Source organism: Granulicella arctica (assembly GCF_025685605.1).
Lineage (GTDB): Bacteria > Acidobacteriota > Terriglobia > Terriglobales > Acidobacteriaceae > Edaphobacter > Edaphobacter arcticus.
Map to the genome: position 1 here is coordinate 220,509 of NZ_JAGTUT010000002.1, position 18,051 is coordinate 238,559.

The 18,051-nt window shown below is 57.4% G+C and carries 19 protein-coding genes and 1 tRNA gene; 11 read left to right on the forward strand and 9 right to left on the reverse strand.

The genetic code is table 11. The features are described 5' to 3' along the window. Window positions 1–4: 4 nt before the first annotated feature. The gene (gene cysC, locus OHL20_RS20845; RefSeq protein WP_263385231.1) at window positions 5–646 is read left to right on the forward strand and encodes an adenylyl-sulfate kinase; all 642 of its coding nucleotides are present in this window, start codon (window positions 5–7) and stop codon (window positions 644–646) included. On the opposite strand, the gene OHL20_RS20850 is transcribed toward cysC, so the two are convergent. Together OHL20_RS20850 and OHL20_RS20855 are read right to left on the reverse strand one after the other, a co-directional pair. After that, window positions 534–1,550 carry a sulfotransferase gene (locus tag OHL20_RS20850; protein WP_263385232.1) on the reverse strand — a complete coding sequence of 339 codons (1,017 nt, stop codon included), beginning with the start codon at window positions 1,548–1,550 and terminating at the stop codon, window positions 534–536. The genes cysC and OHL20_RS20850 overlap by 113 nt on opposite strands. Next, a complete protein-coding gene (locus OHL20_RS20855) occupies window positions 1,523–2,296 on the reverse strand; it encodes an aspartyl/asparaginyl beta-hydroxylase domain-containing protein (protein ID WP_263385233.1) in 774 nt (257 codons plus the stop codon). The genes OHL20_RS20850 and OHL20_RS20855 overlap by 28 nt, the downstream gene beginning before the upstream one ends. Before the next feature lie 1,135 nt (window positions 2,297–3,431). Here OHL20_RS20855 and OHL20_RS20860 point away from each other — a divergent pair. The 5 genes from OHL20_RS20860 (at window position 3,432) to rimM (ending at window position 6,553) form a co-directional block, all read left to right on the forward strand. Beyond that, entirely contained in the window at window positions 3,432–4,277 is an 846-nt protein-coding gene (locus tag OHL20_RS20860; RefSeq protein ID WP_263385234.1) for an alpha/beta fold hydrolase, read from the forward strand. Between the two features lie 89 nt (window positions 4,278–4,366). Continuing rightward, window positions 4,367–4,957 carry a TetR/AcrR family transcriptional regulator gene (locus tag OHL20_RS20865; protein ID WP_263385235.1) on the forward strand — a complete coding sequence of 197 codons (591 nt, stop codon included), beginning with the start codon at window positions 4,367–4,369 and terminating at the stop codon, window positions 4,955–4,957. Window positions 4,958–5,149: 192 nt separating this feature from the next. Continuing rightward, window positions 5,150–5,407, forward strand: a complete 258-nt coding sequence (gene rpsP / locus OHL20_RS20870) for a 30S ribosomal protein S16 (protein ID WP_263385236.1) — start codon at window positions 5,150–5,152, stop codon at window positions 5,405–5,407. Between the two features lie 268 nt (window positions 5,408–5,675). Next, window positions 5,676–5,966 carry a KH domain-containing protein gene (locus tag OHL20_RS20875; protein WP_263385237.1) on the forward strand — a complete coding sequence of 97 codons (291 nt, stop codon included), beginning with the start codon at window positions 5,676–5,678 and terminating at the stop codon, window positions 5,964–5,966. 5 nt (window positions 5,967–5,971) lie between these two features. Further along, window positions 5,972–6,553 carry a ribosome maturation factor RimM gene (gene rimM / locus OHL20_RS20880; protein ID WP_263385238.1) on the forward strand — a complete coding sequence of 194 codons (582 nt, stop codon included), beginning with the start codon at window positions 5,972–5,974 and terminating at the stop codon, window positions 6,551–6,553. A gap of 97 nt (window positions 6,554–6,650) precedes the next feature. On the opposite strand, the gene OHL20_RS20885 is transcribed toward rimM, so the two are convergent. Continuing rightward, a complete protein-coding gene (locus OHL20_RS20885; RefSeq protein ID WP_263385239.1) occupies window positions 6,651–7,025 on the reverse strand; it encodes a hypothetical protein in 375 nt (124 codons plus the stop codon). 64 nt (window positions 7,026–7,089) lie between these two features. Between OHL20_RS20885 and trmD the strand changes: the two genes are divergently transcribed. Next, a complete protein-coding gene (trmD, locus tag OHL20_RS20890; RefSeq protein WP_263385240.1) occupies window positions 7,090–7,917 on the forward strand; it encodes a tRNA (guanosine(37)-N1)-methyltransferase TrmD in 828 nt (275 codons plus the stop codon). Here the strand turns inward: trmD and OHL20_RS20895 are convergent. The 5 genes from OHL20_RS20895 to OHL20_RS20915 all read right to left on the reverse strand — a co-directional run bounded on the left by OHL20_RS20895 (window position 7,904) and on the right by OHL20_RS20915 (window position 13,901). After that, window positions 7,904–8,290: a DUF3224 domain-containing protein gene (locus tag OHL20_RS20895; protein ID WP_263385241.1), complete on the reverse strand. Its 387-nt coding sequence runs from the start codon at window positions 8,288–8,290 to the stop codon at window positions 7,904–7,906. The two genes, trmD and OHL20_RS20895, sit on opposite strands and share 14 nt — an antisense overlap. Before the next feature lie 177 nt (window positions 8,291–8,467). Continuing rightward, window positions 8,468–8,965 carry a hypothetical protein gene (locus OHL20_RS20900; RefSeq protein WP_263385242.1) on the reverse strand — a complete coding sequence of 166 codons (498 nt, stop codon included), beginning with the start codon at window positions 8,963–8,965 and terminating at the stop codon, window positions 8,468–8,470. Next, window positions 8,958–9,584, reverse strand: coding sequence for a response regulator (locus tag OHL20_RS20905; RefSeq protein WP_263385243.1), 627 nt, complete (start codon window positions 9,582–9,584; stop codon window positions 8,958–8,960). The genes OHL20_RS20900 and OHL20_RS20905 overlap by 8 nt, the downstream gene beginning before the upstream one ends. Before the next feature lie 92 nt (window positions 9,585–9,676). After that, window positions 9,677–12,727, reverse strand: coding sequence for a sensor histidine kinase (locus OHL20_RS20910; RefSeq protein ID WP_263385244.1), 3,051 nt, complete (start codon window positions 12,725–12,727; stop codon window positions 9,677–9,679). A gap of 55 nt (window positions 12,728–12,782) precedes the next feature. Next, complete coding sequence (locus tag OHL20_RS20915) at window positions 12,783–13,901, reverse strand: hypothetical protein (protein ID WP_263385245.1); 1,119 nt, start codon at window positions 13,899–13,901, stop codon at window positions 12,783–12,785. A gap of 292 nt (window positions 13,902–14,193) precedes the next feature. On the opposite strand from OHL20_RS20915, the gene rplS reads away from it, so the two are divergent. The 4 genes from rplS (at window position 14,194) to OHL20_RS20935 (ending at window position 17,298) form a co-directional block, all read left to right on the forward strand. Beyond that, window positions 14,194–14,553, forward strand: coding sequence for a 50S ribosomal protein L19 (gene rplS, locus OHL20_RS20920; protein WP_396272666.1), 360 nt, complete (start codon window positions 14,194–14,196; stop codon window positions 14,551–14,553). A 157-nt stretch (window positions 14,554–14,710) separates the two neighbouring features. Then, window positions 14,711–15,364: a pentapeptide repeat-containing protein gene (locus tag OHL20_RS20925; protein ID WP_263385246.1), complete on the forward strand. Its 654-nt coding sequence runs from the start codon at window positions 14,711–14,713 to the stop codon at window positions 15,362–15,364. Window positions 15,365–15,479: 115 nt separating this feature from the next. Beyond that, window positions 15,480–15,556: transfer RNA gene (locus tag OHL20_RS20930), tRNA-Arg, on the forward strand. Window positions 15,557–16,194: 638 nt separating this feature from the next. Then, the gene (locus tag OHL20_RS20935) at window positions 16,195–17,298 is read left to right on the forward strand and encodes a GGDEF domain-containing protein (RefSeq protein ID WP_263385247.1); all 1,104 of its coding nucleotides are present in this window, start codon (window positions 16,195–16,197) and stop codon (window positions 17,296–17,298) included. A gap of 28 nt (window positions 17,299–17,326) precedes the next feature. Here OHL20_RS20935 and OHL20_RS20940 read toward each other — a convergent pair whose 3' ends face one another. Then, entirely contained in the window at window positions 17,327–18,046 is a 720-nt protein-coding gene (locus OHL20_RS20940) for a YdeI/OmpD-associated family protein (protein WP_263385248.1), read from the reverse strand. Between the last annotated feature and the right edge of the window lie 5 nt (window positions 18,047–18,051).

Here is an 18,051-nt window from a genome sequence, read left to right on the forward strand (position 1 = left end):
GAACATGACCAGCGCTGAATCAGGCACGCTTCATCCCGGCGTCATCATCTGGTTCACAGGCCTTAGCGGCGCGGGCAAGACCACGCTTTGTCGCTGCATCGCTCAGACTCTAAGCAGCCACCGTCTGAAAAACGTCTTGCTCGATGGCGACGAGATCCGCGCCACCATATCTTCTGATCTCGGGTTCACCCGCACCGACCGTGAAGAAAATATGTGTCGGCTGGCCGCTCTTGCTTCCTTCCACGCATTACAGGGAGTGATTGTCCTGGTCGCCGCCATCGCTCCCTACCGTGGGCTCCGCGAGCATCATCGAAGCGCTTCCCCCGTACCCTTCCTCGAAGCGTTTGTTGATGCCCCACTCACTATCTGCGAGGCCCGCGACCCGAAAGGTCTTTACCGTGCCGCCCGCGCCGGCACAATCCAGCGTTTCACCGGCATCGGTGACGTGTACGAGCCACCGCTTCATCCTGACATTCACTGCTGCACCAGCCGCGAGACTATCACTCAAAGCTGCCTCAAGGTCCTCGACGCACTCAGACTTGTTGTGCTGCCGCTTCAGCTTCCAACTGCCGCCCTCTCTCCAACTCCAGCAGTCGAAAGACGGGTCGCAGATACTCTTCCGTTACCGTTCGCACCCGTTCTGTAGCCTCATCTCGCTTCGTCTTCGCATCTGCAGCGAAGGGCTCCTGCGGGCTCTTCGCGTTACGTTGAGACTTCTCGAGCATCGCTGGTATCTGCTCCAAACCCAAATTCAGTTGACGAAACAAGCGACCGAACATCGCCAGCGGAAGCTCTTCATAGTTCACCAGCTTTGCTCCGTATCGCTGCGCCGCCACCAAGCCGCCTTCACAGATCTTCGCCAAGGCCCGTGCGCAGTAGACCTCCAGTTGTTGCGGGTCCCAGTCATTACGCTGCAGCATGAGGGCAAGCGGATTCAGCATACCGGGCACCGTCCATGCTGCCGGCATCTTTGCATGCGACACCATCACTTCTACCGGCTCCCGATAGAGAAACAGAAAGGGCACTTCCGGAAACGCTTCTCGCAGCAGATCAATCTGGTGCACATGCCAGCAATCTAGTTTGAGAAAAAACTTCTGCTCGCCGCCCGCCCGCTTCTGTCCCAGAGCAGCCACCATACCGCGCAGCCAGCACAACTGCTTTGCCCGCGGCAGCGTGGTGTCGTGCAAATGCGCTCGTAGCACACCGTCGAGCGGAGCCGGTTCCGCAGCTACGATATGATCTTCGCTGGCCGCGAGCATCTGCGCAATCAGCGTGGAACCGCAGCGCGACATATGAAAAATAATCCCGGCGAGTGGCACGGTCGGTTTACTGTCCATCCACTCCGTCATCTGATCGGCGCTGCTCTCCAGCCGAAAAAGGTGATGAAACGGATGCACCATCTCCCGCTGCATGGTCTGCTCGAAAAATGGATCGAGCAGACGTCTCTCGCCGAGCCGCGTCCAGCGCACCTCCGCGCCCTTCTCTCCCCATGCAAACTGCATCGGAATCCAGCCTGCCGTAATCAAAGTGTCGCCGACCGCATCATCCACTCCTGCCGATTGCGCGTGAGAATCGACTCGGCGTCCGCTCGCCTAAAATCGAAGCCGCGCTCACGTCCAGCTGCAACCGCAGCGTCCAACAACTGTGTCGAGTCTCTAAACGTCACCAAGAAATTTCTCAGGTTCACGTCGTCAAAGACCACTCGTTGAAAGCGTCGGAACTCCGCCAGACCTTCAGGTTCAAAACTCTCCGTAACGATCTCACGCGAAGCGTCTTCGAGCATCTTCCTCGCCCATGCGTCTAGCTCCCCATCAAGGATCAAATGCACGCGATGCTCCGTACCCATGTTGTCGATCCGATGCGGCTGCGAAAAATCGATGTACCAAGCATCGCCCTCGCAGAGCCGCAACTGCCGTCCACCCACGATAAACTCGACCCGCTCATTCGTCACGATCGGCACATGGATTCGCACCTCCCCCTCCGCCAGGCCGAGGTCACTATCCCGATGCTCCTTCACCTGTGAGCCCGCATGCAACCTTAAAAGCCGAACCGACTTCAATGGTAGCGAGAATGCTTCGACCACCGCCCGCAGGTTCGGGCAGCGCGCCATCAGCGGTGTATCGACAAAGTCTTTCGCTCTCCCCGCCGGTAGAATATCGTCGACCCGGGCACTTCGCGAGCGCAGCGCAACGCCGCTCCACTCGCCTTCGAAGTCCCTGGAATTAAAGTGCATGCACCATTCGAACTCACCAATCTCCGCCAGGTCAGCCCGCAGCAGCACTCGATCAAAACGCATCGGCAACCTCGTCCAGCGAATGTCCATTGACTTGGCACTCCAATTGATTTGACCGGCCAAGTTTACCGTGACACGAGCGTTTTGACACACAAGCTGCTGAGTAACGAGATCACCCAACACCGCCATTGCAATCCCATGGCTGCCTTGAATCTGATGCTGAGGCTCTAAGGCTCACCTACTGCCATTTCAAAGTCGGTTTAAGTTACGGAACAGGCTCCACTTTATGAAAGAAGATTTAAAAAGCAACGTGGGATCACTAAGGTTCCTGCCCAATAAGCGCAGAAGCTGGCGCTCTAAATGCCGCGGGGAATGCGGCGACCGTTCGTTCTATGGCAAGATGTTATTCGTGACGGGTAGCCGCGTCTGGATTGACCTCAAGCTACGCGATGTTCGGAGTTGAGTGAAATCCGCAGACCGCAGATGCTAAAGCAGGTAGTTGTAGTTGGGATCCAGCTGCCTTTGGCCAGTGATCCTGCTCAACGGCAGCTATGTGACGCGGTGGCGCAAGAGATTGATCGACTTATAAGGATGCAGTAACGCGGACCGGAACGCACAGCAGAGCGACGGTCGCCACGTCCTTCTATGGGCAAGTGGAGACATCTTCTCGGCTTGATGTTGAGAAATGTACGTACCTGCAGCAGGTGCTCGTCGAGCAGGCCGATTGAACTCAGCTATCCGAAAAGTAAAGGTACGGCATTACCAGATCTACTTACGAGGCTGGTTTGAAGTCCGCTAAAATTAGCGCAAAGATCACTCCAAAAACAATCAACAACAATGGCCACCAGCGATCGAGCCAGGATAATTCTCGTAAAGTGCTCATATTAGAAAACTCCTCTTCCAACTAGATCCTAATCGATAACCCGGTCGCCACACAGAATCGTATTGGCAACCCGACTGCGAGTCTTCACAAGATAAAGTTGCATCTTCCTGCCTTGCTACGAATCAATACGGGTGTACATATTATTCTTTTGCTTTGATGTGTAATTAGGTTTTGGAGAGGTTACCCATGCATCATCGTTCCTTCTGAGAAGCCGCTAACGCCGTGGTTGTCCAGCGCACCTTGGTTTAGCGCTCACGCGAACGCCCAGCCTTATAGTTCAAGTTCCTTCACCAGCACGTCCCGAGGAGTTCTGTCATGACCAACTACACGCACCGCACCGCACCAACGCAATTCGTGGAAGCCAACGGTATTCGTTTCGCGTACCGTCGCTTTGGCAGTAAGGAAGGCGTTCCCCTGATCTTCAATCCTCATATTCTCGGCAACATGGATAGCTGGGACCCCTCCGTAACCGACGGCCTTGCCCAGAACCGAGAGGTCATCCTCTTCGATAACGCTGGCGTCGCCAGTTCCAGCGGCGAGGTTCCGAACACCTTTGCCGCAATGGCGAAGAATGCAGGCGTATTCATCGACGCCCTCGGCCTGAAGCAGGTCGACGTACTCGGCTTCTCGATTGGCTCCATGATCGCGCAGAATATTGCGCTTGAGCGGCCTAACCTTGTTCGCAAGCTCGTCATCGTCGGCAGCGGACCGCGCAATGGCGACGGCATTCCTCTCACGTCGGAGTCGCAGAAGATCTTCACAAACAAGTATGGCAACATGGATGACTTCTGGATCGACGGCTTCTTTACCGCCTCGCCTGAAAGTCAGGCGGCCGGACGCGCCTTTCTCAAGCGCCGGGATGCGCGGGTTGAAGGTCGCGATATTCCGATCGACGACAAGGTGCAGCCGGCCCAGTTTGCCGCACTGCAGGAGTGGGGTAAGCCCGTCGGGGAACGCTTCGCCTACCTTGAAAACATCAAGATGCCCGTGCTGGTCGTTGGTGGAAAGTCCGACATCATCTTCTACACCATCAACTCGCTCTACCTGGAGCAGCACCTGCCTAATGCCCAGATGATCATCTACCCCGACTCGGCCCACGGCTCGCTTTTTCAGTATCCAGAGCTGTTCGTAGAGCACACCAACACGTTCCTGCGCGGCTAAGCGAGCAAGGCGACCTGAGCCTAAAGCCTGGGTCGCCCCCGCCGTACCGTGTTGCGATCACTGTAAACTTCGGATGAAGTGAGTACCTCATGCGCAAGCCGACCCATAAAGCGAAGATTCTTACAGAAGGCCTCCGCGTCGTCCATCAGCGCGGCTATTCAGCATCGAGCGTTCGCGACATTATCCAGGCCGCGGGTGTGCCGCAGGGCTCCTTCACCAATCATTTTGCGAACAAAGAGGCCTTCGGGCTTGAGATTTTGAACGTCTTCTATGCTGTGATTCAGCGCCTGATGGAAGAGACGCTCCTCAACGACGCCCTGCCGCCGCTCCAGCGCCTTCGAACATGGGCAGAGACCAGCGTCGATTCCCTCAACCAGAATGAAGAGTGGAATGGCTGCCTTCTGGGTAATTTTGGTGCCGAAACCAACTCTGAGATCGATGTCATCCAGCAGAGGCTCGCTGAGATATTCCTTGAGCAGCAGCAGCGCATCGCCTATTGCCTGCGAGCTGCGGTGGCAGAAGGGGAACTGGCGGTCTCTATCAATTGTGATGATCTGGCTGGCTTTATTCATGGCTCTATGGAAGGGGCAATCCTTATGGCTAAAGCGCAGCGTAGTTCCTTGCCGACGGAACGATTTAAGAAAATTCTCTTTTCTACTCTTCTCGCTGACCAGAGTTAGCGGAAGCGTGTGACACGCAGAAAGGATCGTTACCCTTCACTCGTCATGTTTTCATTGCGAAATCCGGCGTTCTCAGCCATACTTAGGTGTTGGGTCAGGTACATCGTAGCCAGGCCTGCAACCGGCAGCGAGCCTGCGTCGTACCATTGCAGAGCCCAAACAAATCGTTTTTGAAAGGTCTTTCCTGTGTTGATGATCCGTTTGTCGCGCGTTGGCGCGCGTAAGCAGCCCCACTATCGTGTAATCGTTATTGAAAAAGATCGCGCCCGCAATGGCCGTTCCATTGAGGTTGTTGGAACCTACAACCCCCGGACCAATCCCGCCACTGTCGATCTCAAGCGCGATCGCATCGACTATTGGACCGGCAAGGGAGCCCAGCTCTCCGAGCGTGTTGGCAAACTTCTCACCCAGGGCTCCGCTGTAGCTCCCGTAGAAGCTGCGGCTGCGTAACGAAGGCACCATGATCTTTGGGAACTGTCAAAACAGTTCCCAAAGATCTCCCCTTGCACCAATTGTCATATTGCATTCACCTTCTGCTCACGTAAACTCATCGAAACGGACGTCGTTTCGCACAACGTTCGAACGTGCAGGTTTGGAAGCTGATCTCCAGACCATCCCGTCGCCATAGCTGCACTCTTAATGGTTTGCCCGGAGACCTCACTTAGATGAGGCAACGGCTTGCCAGAGCGTAGCTGGTGGACTTTCCCAGAGGTGTGTGATGACAGAAGCAACAGCGCAAGGCAGCAATGCCGCAGAAATCATCGACCTGATCGCCGGAATTGCCAAGGCGCTCGTCGATAGCCCCGACAATGTCGTCGTTGAAGCAATCCCGGATCAGGACTCAACTGTTCTGCGGCTCCAGGTAGCGCAAAGCGATGTCGGCAAGATCATTGGAAAACAGGGCCGTACGGCTCGCTCGCTCCGTACTATCCTGAGCGCGGCCAGCATGAAGGTTCACCACCGCTATTCCCTCGACATCATCGATAACAGCAACACCGCCGCTCACTAAACACTATGGCAGCTCAGCACGCTGAAGGCCGGGAGGACTGGACCATCCTCGCCCATCTTCTGCGGCCTCAAGGTCGCAAGGGAGAACTCCTTGCTGAACTCCTCACAGATTTCCCTGAGCGGTTTGCGGAGCGCCAGTCTGTCTCGCTCCGCAAGGGAGATGGCTCCCTTGAGGCTGCGACCGTTGAACAGCATTGGCTGCCCGTCGGCAAGAATGCCGGTCGTGTCGTTCTCAAGTTGCAGGGCATCGATTCCATCAACGACGCCGAACGCCTCTCTGGCTTCGATCTAGTTGTTCCTGTTGAAGAGCGGATTGAACTGGAAGACGATACGGAGTACATCGCCGACCTGCTCGATTGCACCGTGGTCGATGGCGAACGCACGGTCGGAATTGTCGAAGATGTTCACTTCCCTACCAGTTCCACCGGCAGCCGTCTCTCAGAGGCGGCACCACTGCTGGTCGTTCGCTCGCCTAATGGTGACGAACTGCTCATTCCGTTCGCGAAGGAGTGGGTTCAGGCCATTGACGTACCCGGCAAGCGGATTCAGATGAAGCTCCCCGAAGGTTTGTTAGAGATTAACGGCTGAGCCACTCAGAACCTGTATCTCACCCCGGTCGACAGGATCGGATAGAAGCGAAGCGGTGCAAGATCCTTGTTCACCTCGCTCTCCTCCTTGAGCAGATTTATCTGCGTCGACGGATCCGTGCTGATTGGCCCGCATGCCCCGTCATATCGCAAGCGCTTCCGGATAACGTCAACTGCAGTTTTGGTCTCCCTACGTACATGAAGCCCACTTCCAAGGGAAAACTGGGGTGTTCCCCAGCGCGCGGGAGCATGTTACCCCAGCCCACCGTCAACCGTGGCGCAATCTTGTTGCCGAGGGTGACGGCAGCGTATGCACGAATCGAGTCTCTCGGATCGCTTACATAGTTGCCGTCGCCGACACTGATCGACTCACCTCCTGCCACCGTCGCCACGGCCGTTCCGCGATCCCCGTTGTACGGCGTAAGACCCGGGCTGACGCGGAAGCCGGGCGCACCAAACAAAGAGCAGGTCATGGCTTGCTCGCTCCAGCTAAACTAGGCCTAATACCGTGCAGAATGAGAGTAGATAGGCAATTGGATGCGCTTTGACATCATTACGATCTTCCCCAATTTCTTTGAAGGATTCCTGACTCATGGGATACTCTCGCGAGCGCTTACCAATGGTGCTGCAGAGGTCCACACCCACGACCTTCGTGCCTTCACTCACGATCGCCATAAGACCGTAGACGACCGACCCTTCGGTGGAGGCGAAGGTATGGTCCTCAAGCCCGGACCTATCTTCGAAGCCTGCGAGTCACTCAATCTCATCCCGAAGTCTCTTCGCGATCCGTCGAAAGAGACCGTCATCCTGCTCTCGGCACAGGGCCGTCCCTTTACCCAGGCCATCGCGCACGAGTTGGTAGAAGCCGAACGTGTCGTCTTTGTGTGTGGTCGCTACGAAGGCGTCGACGAGCGGGTCAACGAGCAGCTTTGCGACCGCGAACTCTCTATAGGTGATTACGTACTCTCGGGTGGAGAACTCGGAGCCGCAGTCATCATCGACAGCATCGTCCGCTTGCTGCCGGGAGCACTTGGCAATCCGGACTCTGCCCGCTTCGAGAGCTTCGGCGCAGCCGCAGTTCCATCCGTTGTCGCTCCTGGAGAACCTCCACCCTCAACCAATGCTGCAGGTGGTCTGCTCGACTACCCCCATTACACCCGCCCGGCGGACTTCCGCGGAACACCCGTTCCCGAAGTCCTTACTGGCGGCAGCCACGAGGCCGTCCGCAAGTGGCGTCGTCAGATGGCGCTTTGCAAAACGCTGCGAAACCGCCCCGATCTTCTGGCCAACGCATCCTTAAGTGCGGAAGACCTTCGCTATCTCGACAAGCTTCGTCGAGCCGCCGAAATCTCTATGCCTGAATGATCTCGTACTCAAAGCCGTAGAGATGCTTGCCGTCCGCAATGTCGATCGTCATCTGCCCGGTCAGCCCCACCAGCTCACCCGTGCCAGAGTCAGGGACCACCGTTACGCTCAGCGTAGGCACTCCACGCGTCATGGTTCCGCTATGCTGCAGCACAAAGCTTCCAGGCCGCCCCGCCAGCGCCCCGGTTACCTGCTCCATTGCGACGTACCCGGCTGATCCTTTTACGCCGCTCATCGCCGCAAGCATTTCACCCTTGCTGGTCGCTTCGAGATCCCCGTAGAACTGCTTATCGAGCGTCATCCGGCCAGGGATCGCCGTAGCCTCACCCTGCGGCACCATCTTTACTTCAAAGTTTCCATTGGCCTGTGCCATCACCACCTCCGTCAGCCACGAATTCTACCGTATGCAGCAAACGTGATTAAAAAAGAAGAGGTGCCACAAGGGCACCTCTGGGGAGAGGATTGCGTTCACAAGATTGAGAATAGAGCGCTTCTACCCGCTATACATGACCCGAAGGGATGGTTATTCCTCCAACTTCCGATGGACTCGCTAGGGCAGCAACGAGTATGCAAAGGTGAACCGTCCAAGCTGGACTACCGACCGATCTCCCGGCGGCCAGATTCGGAATGACTCCACACGCTTGATCGTCATATCGTGCTTCGCCTCTACATCCCCCAGCGGCTTACCCGTAGCCGCTTCGTAGAACTTTACCGACAACGCATCCTCACTCCGCGTCCACCCAAAAACGTACTGCCCGGCCGGCAGCGACAGCGTCCCCACCCGCACCGGAGCCTGCGCGATTAAGAAGTTCGAATACTTTCCTTCAGCCGAATAGCCCGCCGTAATCAGCACCACCCCGGCGATAAACCGCCCCTTACCGTCTGTCACACCCGAGGCTGTTCGGAACTCCGTCTCGATCCGCTCTGCCTGCACAGGAGCTCGCGCCGGAATCAGCCCATGCAGCTCCGCCGGTGTAGCCACCCGCCACCCCTGCGCCATGCCAGCCAGCGGCACCATCACAAACAAGAGCAGCAGTCTCTTAATCAAGATGCACGATGCCTCTCTGCAGCGCTGTGGTCGCCGCCTGCGTCCGATCCGAAACCCCCAGCTTCCCGAGCAGGTTATTGATATGCGTCTTCACTGTAGCCTCCGAGATAAACAGCGCCATACCAATCTCTTTGTTGCTCCGACCTAGCACGATCTGCTTCAGCACATCCGTCTCGCGCTCCGTCAGCACAGGACCGCTAAGCCGGCCCGCCAGCCGCTCGGCCACCGTCGCAGGCACGCGTGACTTTCCTGCATGTACGGCTCGGATCGCCTCCATCAGCACATCGCCATCCATTCCCTTCAACAGGTAGCCCTTCGCGCCCGCCTGAAGCGCGCGATAGATGTCCTCGTCGCCATCGAAGGTGGTCAGCACAATGATCCGCGCTTCTGGAAACTCCGCACGAATCTTCCCAATCGTCTCGACGCCATTCTGCTTCGGCAGCCGCAGATCCATCAGCGTCACATCCGGCTGATGCTCCCGAAACAGCGTCAGCCCAAGCTCTCCGTCCGCCGCCTGCGCGACCACTGAAAACTCCGGCACAGTGTTCAGTAACGCAACAAGGCCCTGGCGCACCACCGCATGATCCTCAACGATCAATATCCGAATTGCTTCACTCATTCGTACCCATCCGATCACTACCGTTATACAAGCGTGCAAAACTCCTCAACCGAAAGGTGGAGACCTGTGCCCATGACGCAGAACACAAGCACCTAATTGATCCGCAGCGTCACCTCAATTCGCGTCCCCTGCCCTACCGCACTTGCAACTGAGAGCTTGCCGCCAATCTTCACCGCCCGCTCCCGCATCCCACGCAGCCCAAAGTGTCCCGCCGGTCCCTCTAACCCTGCATCGAACCCCCGCCCATCATCCACCACCAGCAGCCGAAACGCCTTCATCTCGTACGTCAGCGTTACCTCCACCGCACCACACGCTGCATGACGCACCGCATTCGTCACTGCCTCCTGCGCAATCCGGAGCACCTCATCCTCAACCGCCGTCCCCAGCGCCCGATAGCTCCCTGTCACATGCAGCCGCCCCGCAATCCCCGTCGGCCCGGTTAGCGTCTTCAGAGCCCGCCCCAACCGCACCGGCAGTTCCTCCGCCCCTTCCGACCGCAGATCCCAGATTGAACTCCTTGCATCCGCCAGGCTCTGCCGCACCAGCAGCCGCGTCTCATCCAGTTGCGTCCTCGCCGCCTCGGGAGCCGTCCCCAGCAGCCGCGTCACCACCTCCAACTGCAGCGAGATACTCACAATCCCCTGCGCCAGCGTGTCGTGGATATCCCGCGCAATCCGGCTCCGCTCTTCCATCACACCGCTGTACAGCGCCTCCACCCGACGCACCCGCCACGCATAGATCAGGTACGCCAGCCCCGCAGCCACCAGAACAAGCACGCCATAGAACCACCACGTCTGCCAGAAGAACGGCCGCACCCGCACCCGGATCGTCGCCTCCTTAGGGCTCCGCACCCCATCGCTATTTGTCGCCGTCACGTGGAACACGTAGTGTCCGGGCTTCAAATTCGTATAGAACGCCGCCCTGTGCGTCCCTGCCTCCACCCACGCCGGGTCGAATCCCTCCAGCCGATACGAGTAACGTACCTTCTGCGGAGCGACGAAGCTCATCCCCGCGTACTGAAACTCCACCCGCTGACTTCCCGGCTCAAGCGTCAATTCAGCGCTTTCTGTCGTTCGCTGGACATCGTTCACCAGCACTGTCTCAACAGCTACTAAGGGCGCCACCATATTCTCGTGCAGCCGCGCCGGATCCACCACGCTTACCCCGCGCAACGTCGCAAACCATAGCGTCCCATCCCGCATCCGCACCGCAGCCGGATGCCCGCCGCTACTCCCCTCCCGCACTCGCATCCCGTCCGAAGTGTCGTATGCCGTTGCCTTCTCTACCGCGAGGGAATCCGTCGCCTCAATCAGTCGAAAGATTCCGCTTCGCGAACTAATCCACACCGCTCCCGCCGCTTCCCGCAATATCCCGAACACCGTCGCAGGCAGCGTCTTCTCCCCCAGCCGGACCGCCTTTCCACTCTCACCCACCCATCGACTCAACCCACTCCCATCAGTCCCTAGCAGCAGATTCCCATGCCCCTCCGGCAAGATTGCCGTCACCACGTTGCTCGGCAGCCCCTCTCTTATCGTGAAATTTCTGAACTTCCCAGCCCGCATCCGCGTCAGCCCACCCGAAGTACCAATCCAGAGATCACCATCGTCCGACTGCACCATCACGCCGATAAAGTCGCTCCCCAGCCCGTCGAGCGAGGTCAACGTCGTCATCCCCTCCTTCGCAATCCGCGTCAACCCATGCCGCGTCCCCACCCAGACATCCCCCGCCTTATCCACCAGCAGCGACCGGATAAAGTCATCCGCCAACCCATCCGCCGTCGTCCACACCTTCACCGTTCGTCCGCGAACCAGGTTCAACCCCGTCGGCGTTCCCACCCATAGATCCCCGTTAGGCGCGCTCGCCAGCGATAGAATCACGTTGCTCGACAACCCATCCCGCGTTGTCAGCGCGACGAAGCCATCGGCCGTCTTTCGATTCAGCCCACCACCATCCGTCCCTACCCACACCGTACCCGCCGCATCCTGCAGCACCGACCGCACCACGTTCCCCGACAGCCCTTCCGCCGTCGTATACGTCGTGAACTTCTGCTCGTGCAGCATCGTCAGCCCATCCGACTCCGTTCCCACCCAGAGATCGCCCTCCCGATCCTCGAAGCTCGCCAGCACCGAGCTTCCCGCCAGCGCATCCGCTTTTGGAAACACCTCAACCCGGTCCCCGACGACACGCGCCACCCCCCGATCCATCCCCGCCCAGATCGCCCCTTCTCGATCCTGAAAGAGTGTCTGGACCGCTCCCAGGTTCTTACCCGCAACCACCGAAAACCGTTCCCCGTTCCCCGTCGCCAGCCCAGCCGAAGTCCCCACCCACGTGCTGCCATCCGACGCTGCCAGCAACGTCGTCACCGCTGTCCGTCCCACAGCTCCAGAGATCGCTACCGGTGCCAGCAATCCCCGCTGCAAAACCTGCAACCCCTCCGCAGTGCCCACGATCAGCCGACCGCTCGCATCCACCGCCTCTGCCACAATCTCAGCGCCGCCCACCGTCTTCACCGCCCTAATGCGCCCGAGCGAGGCGTTCAGCTCAACAGCTTGCGCGCCATCCCCCAGCCACACCTGGCCATCAGAAGTTTCGGCAAACCGGCTCTCCAGGCTCACACTCATCCCCTGAGCAGCCGCAATCGCAGCGCAATGTTCTCCCTGCATCAGGCACGGGCCGCCAGCCGTCGATACCCACAGTCGGCCGCCGCGATCTTTGTGGGAGAACCAGACCGTCGCATCCGGAAGCCCATTCATAATGCCTACAGCCCGAAAACGATCGTGCGCATAGAAGGCAAGCTTGCCGCCCGTCACGATCCATAGACCACCCGCAGCATCCACCGTCAATCCTTGAATCGAGCTGCCGCCGGAACTGCCGCCATGGCTCCTCAACTCTGGCGTCGTCTCGGCCGTAAACACCTTGAACTCATACCCGTTGAAGCGAACCAGACCGTCATCGGTCCCCAACCAGATATAGCCGTCCGGAGTCTGCACGATCGCGCGGACAGTATTCTGCGGTAAACCGTTGTCCGTCTCCCACACCTGTCGCCCGTATTGACTCAGCACCCCACGTGGGTCGAGCCCGAGCGCAGACCGCGCCCAGGCCACCAGCACCATCGCCAAAACCCATCGGACCCTAAAGCTCATGGAAGCCTAAGTCTAGAGGATGTCTCCGCACTGGACACATTTCCGTGTTCCCGCCCTAGAAACTCCGCGTGTACGAAGCGATGAGCGTGTAGTCCGAGAACGCTGCATCACCGTGCGTATGGTTCAGGTAGTCCGCGACACTCGTCTTCCGATTGCGCTGGATCGCCCATGGCCCGCTTACATTCAGCATGTTGCGCCCGCGAGCCACCATCAGCCCTGGTTCAATCGAGATCACATACCCTGGCCGCCGAAACCCGTCGCTCTTGCCAAACGCATCACGCACCGGCACGCCTTCCATCCGCCCTCCAAAGCTGAAAACCACCGAAGCCAGCTTCACCGGCACCGGAATGGCGTGCGACAGGCCGCCGCGCCAGAGGTACTGGTCCGTAGCTGAGATCGTGTTCTCGGGAGCCTTCCGCCCCGTTGCCACGCCCGTCGTATCTGCCGGACTGAAGAGCCACGAGCCTGAGAAGTACCCTACCGTGTGGAAGTACGTCTCCTTGAACGCCTGTGTGGCCAGTGAGAAACCCCACGTCCCGTCACCGGGCTGGATCGACTCGTCAAACGGCAGGATCGTGCTCGTCCCATTCGCCGCATACGTATGGCCCTTTGCATCGTTGATACCTGTCGGCAACTTAAGCGACACTGCCAGCGAAATATTCCCGTGATCCTCTGTAGGCGGCCGGAACGCCCAGGCCTGCGCGCCAACCGTTACGTCACCGATCCCACCCGCACGATAGGTATTCAGCGCGTTCGATCCCTGGGCATGACGCGTAGCCTCCAGCCCCGGGACATCGCCGATGATGCTCCATCTGGGTGTCATCTGGTAGTTGAACGAAAGATCGAACAGGTCGGCATGGTTCTGCACCTCGTTATGCTTCAACTCCCGCTGCAACTGGTATACCGTCCCGATGTAGTGTCGGAACGAGCTGTACGTCCGATAACCAACGGTCACTGAAAGTCCGTGGATCGACATCCCGCTCAACCCACTCGAGAGCCCCTGCTCGCTCCCGGGATCCAGCCCCGCAATGAGCGGCTGTGGCGAATGGGCCGCCACACAGCCCTGGGCAAATAGTCTTGCAGTCGCGCCCGAAAGCACGACCCCCGACGCGAGCAGGAACGCGCGCGCCACCATCCTCGCAGCATACCGCTGCCTCATCATTCGCTGCATCATGGCATGTCCTTGAAAGAAGTAATCTCTTGTGAAGAAGTAATCTCTTGTTTTGTGGTCTTTAGCTCTTCCGGACATTAGCAGCCACGATCAGGCCAAGTCGTGACCCCAAGGATGGGTTTGTATCTCCACCCGAAGGTTGGCATACCAACAATTGCGCCTGTACCAAGTTGACGAACCCGTTTTCCAGAAGTCAACATGCACCCTAAGCGAGGCAATAATGCACTACTTCTTCCCTCAAGGCGAACAAAGCATGTAAACTAAAGACTCGAGTTCTTTACAGGAAAGCAGTGCCATGTCTATACATCCCATCATGCAGAAGCTGGCCGCCAAGTTCGAGCGGACCGATCTCCCCCATTTCGCTCCAGGCGACACCGTCCGTGTTCAGGTCAAAATCAAGGAAGGCGAGAAAGAGCGCCTCCAGGCATTCGAAGGCATGGTCATCGCCTCCCGCAAGGGTCCGCATGGCACCTTCACCGTGCGCAAAATGAGCTTCGGCCAAGGCGTCGAGCGCATCTTCCCCTACAACTCCAAGGTGGTCGACACCGTCACCAAGGTTCGCTCCTACGAAGTTCGCCGCTCCAAGCTCTTCTATCTCCGCGGTCTTCGCGGCAAGGCAGCCCGTCTCAAGGAAGTTGCCCGCGCTACCAAGTAACCAGCCATCAACTCCAGCGAAACGCCACGACCAAGGTCGTGGCGTTTCTGCGTGGCTTCACCAACTCATACTCGACAGTGTGAGGCACTAGCCGGGAGATTCTTTAACGGCTTCCACGACGGAGATGCCTTATAGTCTGGGACTACTGGACCGAACTATGGCGACAAAATTGAAGGTTCGCACCGCACCTCGTATCGATGCTGAGTTGCTCGCTGATAATTTCGTGGAACAACTTCTGACCGGCTACGTTTGCGATGCCAAAGCAACGGGTATTCGCTTGCCAGCCCTTCAGAGTGCGCGTAGCCAATCCGTGGAGATGGAGCGATGCGTTCTGCGCGATGTGGCGCTCCCCGACCCTGCCGCATGCAAGCTGCGACTAGGCGATGTACAGATTGAAGATGCTGACCTTGCGAATATCGACCTGACGAGCGGTTCACTTGAGCGTGTTGAGATCGTGTCGGCGCGACTGACCGGAGCGACGTTCAGCGAGGCTCAACTCACCAGTGTGCTGTTTCGAGATTGCAAGCTGGACTTTGCAGTGCTGCGGATGGCGCGTCTGCAACTGTGCGTCTTTGAGAACTGTAATCTAACCGATGCCGACTTTTATGGGGCTGACCTCTCCGGTACGATCTTTCGCGACTGCAACCTCAGTCAAGCTGATGTTAGCCAGGCGAAGTTGAACGCCGCCGATGTGCGTGACTGCCGTCTCGACGGCCTTCGGGGTACACCGGCCAGCATGGATGGCTTGATGATCAGCCCAGATCAGGCGTCGATGTTGATCACACTCTTCGGGGTGCGCGTTGCGTGGTGAGAGCCTGTAACTTGAGGGAGAGTCTCAGTTGATTCTCGGTGGCGCCAAGTTGCGTGCGACGCTTGATCAAACCTCAAAAATCCAATAGACTTAGGGAGTTGCTTCTTCGCAATGTGCATCCGTAGCTCAGTTGGATAGAGCATTTGGCTACGAACCAAAGGGTCGGAGGTTCGAATCCTTCCGGGTGCACCATTCCCCTACTTCATCTACTCAATCAATTCTACGACGCTGACTATTGCTGCCGGCTTGGGCTTGGCATGCTCTTTGGTGCGGCCGAGTCATGTGGAGTGGGCCGGATGACCAGGTAACAAAACACCAGCACGATAATTGCCAACATGATTAGGAAAAGGAAAGGGCTGTGACGATAGCCGTGCGTTCCGGGAGGGCTCTTCACAAGGATGGGCTTGCTAGGCTTCATTTTGGATTAGATGCGGATTTTATTGTCCCCATTAGCCTCAATTTATTGCACAGGTAAGACCCAGACAGAAGCTCAGAATCAGACGTTTACATGTGGCGATATTTTTTGTGTGACCATCCTTCGCCTGCTGCGAGGACGACTCCTGCGGCAAGTCAGCCGACCGCAATTAACTTCGCAGGGCATCAGCTTAGTTCAGAGATCTAGATTATCTCGCGTTGCCCAGCTAGTTCGAGATCCTAGAACAAACTGATTTACCAATGCAAAACGTAAGTCCAAGCCAATTTATCCTAAGCCTGGGCATGTGAAAGATTTATGACTTAGAAACTAGTAACTGCTCTAAGATGAAGCTCAGTATTGCAAAGCACCTTAGTAACCGCTCCGCCGTTCACAACTGATCCGAAAGGCGATCTTTATGAAAAGGCTTGCAGTTGTGGTGACCTCAGGATGCTTCGCGCTTGTCCTCCTTGGACTTACTGGGACCTTTGAGCCGCTGTTCTCGGCCAACTACTTACCGCACCGATATTGCTATCTCGCTAAGCCAGAGCTCGTCTGGACGAATGTCATCACCGACGGACTGATTGCCTTGTCCTATGCGGTGATCTTCGGATGTCTCATGTGGATGGTTTCAAAGCTTAAAGGGACGCCCAGACTTCGCCCTTATCTTTGGATACTGCTCGCCTTCGGCACGTTCATCTTTGCCTGCGGAGCGACACATGTGATGGAAGTGATTACCGTGTGGGTCCCGGTTTACCCTCTCGCTGCAGCGGTCAAGGTTGTAGCTGCTCTTACTTCCATTCCAACTGCAATCCTGTTTGCAAGAACAACGCCCAGGTTGGCGAAAAGTCTGGTTCATTTTCTAGTTGCCGATAGCGAACTGCAGCAGGCCAATAAGGACTTACTCGAACTATCCGCTCGAGACGCTCTTACGGATCTCAATAACAGACGCCGCTTCGAAGGAGTGCTTGCTACTGAATGGCAACGTTCGACCCGTCAGCCGTGTTCACTCGCGCTCCTCATGATTGATGTTGATCACTTTAAAATGCTCAACGACCGGTACGGTCATCTGGCTGGTGATGAATGTCTTCGACGGATGGGACAGGTGTTCTCATCGCGAAAGTGGCGGGCTGAAGATGTAATTGCGAGATATGGTGGGGAGGAGTTCGCACTTCTTCTACCAGGATCGGATTGCCAGGCCGCAGCGAAGATCGGAGAAGAACTCAGACTGGCTGTGATGGAGCTTCAGATCAAGAATGAGAACTCGCCAGTCGCTCCGATTGTGACGATCAGCATTGGCGTAGCAAGCCGCATTCCTGAATATGGACAGGATCCAAGGGAGCTTCTGGGCGACGCCGACGCCGCGCTGTATCGCGCCAAAGATCAAGGTCGAAATCAGGTAGCCTGCACGGATCCTTACGGATCACCTGACGTTAGTCGAACCACTGAACCTACAGCAGTGTTGAATGACGATCTGGATGACATGCCTGGGCTCCTCGACGTCTCGCAGAGTCTAAGCTAAGTATTCGATCGAAGACAAGGCATCATTATTAGTTCTGGTACTTCCAGTTACGCTGCTTGCCTTCGGCGATCAAGAGGACTGCATTGACGATGCGCGCAGCGCGAGTGGCAGGGCGTTTGGCTTCGGTGATCCACTCTAGATATTCGCGTTTGCAACTGGGGCTGAAGGCGGCGTACACGGTAGCGGCCTGCCCGTTCTCTGATAGTGCTGCGAGAAAATCTGAGGCAGGCTCTAGAGCGGACTTTGCGGGCTTCGCTACCCTCTGGCGAGCGGCGACCGGGCTGGTGTAGTTGCCGGAGTCGATGAACGCTATAGCCTGCTTGAGCCAGGCGAGGAGCAGTTTGTCAGAAGGGAGATCGCTAAGGGTGGTGATGCGACCTACCGATCCCATCGCTCCGGACTGGAGTGCATCAGCTTCGCGAAGCACAGCCGCTATCTCTTCACCCCAGAAGCCGAGACTGCAGTGATGGTTGAAGGCGGAGGTGTTACAAATGATGGCGCCGCGATAGGAGAAGAACGGGCGCGACCACTTAATCGACTCCTCCACCTCTGGGCAGGCCTTGTGGATGAGCTTGCGGAGGTGCATGAGGATGGGAATGGCGAAGGGCTTCGCCTGGTCGATGTATGCATCTACGGCAGGGTTGTCGTGAATGGATCGTGCGGAAGGCGCTTTCATGCTGACCAGAGTATGCGGTCCTGAGACGCGGATCAAGATGATTGATGCGGCGCGATGGGTGGAACTGCGCATCTACA

Bases quoted from the DNA above. Each gene is read 5' to 3' on its own strand.
- cysC (WP_263385231.1), top strand. From the start codon at position 5: ATGACCAGCGCTGAATCAGGCACGCTTCATCCCGGCGTCATCATCTGG.
- OHL20_RS20855 (WP_263385233.1), bottom strand. From the start codon at position 2,296: ATGCGTTTTGATCGAGTGCTGCTGCGGGCTGACCTGGCGGAGATTGGT.
- OHL20_RS20860 (WP_263385234.1), top strand. From the start codon at position 3,432: ATGACCAACTACACGCACCGCACCGCACCAACGCAATTCGTGGAAGCC.
- OHL20_RS20865 (WP_263385235.1), top strand. From the start codon at position 4,367: ATGCGCAAGCCGACCCATAAAGCGAAGATTCTTACAGAAGGCCTCCGC.
- rpsP (WP_263385236.1), top strand. From the start codon at position 5,150: ATGATCCGTTTGTCGCGCGTTGGCGCGCGTAAGCAGCCCCACTATCGT.
- OHL20_RS20875 (WP_263385237.1), top strand. From the start codon at position 5,676: ATGACAGAAGCAACAGCGCAAGGCAGCAATGCCGCAGAAATCATCGAC.
- rimM (WP_263385238.1), top strand. From the start codon at position 5,972: ATGGCAGCTCAGCACGCTGAAGGCCGGGAGGACTGGACCATCCTCGCC.
- OHL20_RS20885 (WP_263385239.1), bottom strand. From the start codon at position 7,025: ATGACCTGCTCTTTGTTTGGTGCGCCCGGCTTCCGCGTCAGCCCGGGT.
- trmD (WP_263385240.1), top strand. From the start codon at position 7,090: ATGCGCTTTGACATCATTACGATCTTCCCCAATTTCTTTGAAGGATTC.
- OHL20_RS20895 (WP_263385241.1), bottom strand. From the start codon at position 8,290: ATGGCACAGGCCAATGGAAACTTTGAAGTAAAGATGGTGCCGCAGGGT.
- OHL20_RS20905 (WP_263385243.1), bottom strand. From the start codon at position 9,584: ATGAGTGAAGCAATTCGGATATTGATCGTTGAGGATCATGCGGTGGTG.
- OHL20_RS20910 (WP_263385244.1), bottom strand. From the start codon at position 12,727: ATGAGCTTTAGGGTCCGATGGGTTTTGGCGATGGTGCTGGTGGCCTGG.
- OHL20_RS20915 (WP_263385245.1), bottom strand. From the start codon at position 13,901: ATGATGCAGCGAATGATGAGGCAGCGGTATGCTGCGAGGATGGTGGCG.
- rplS (WP_396272666.1), top strand. From the start codon at position 14,194: ATGTCTATACATCCCATCATGCAGAAGCTGGCCGCCAAGTTCGAGCGG.
- OHL20_RS20925 (WP_263385246.1), top strand. From the start codon at position 14,711: ATGGCGACAAAATTGAAGGTTCGCACCGCACCTCGTATCGATGCTGAG.
- OHL20_RS20935 (WP_263385247.1), top strand. From the start codon at position 16,195: ATGAAAAGGCTTGCAGTTGTGGTGACCTCAGGATGCTTCGCGCTTGTC.
- OHL20_RS20940 (WP_263385248.1), bottom strand. From the start codon at position 18,046: ATGCGCAGTTCCACCCATCGCGCCGCATCAATCATCTTGATCCGCGTC.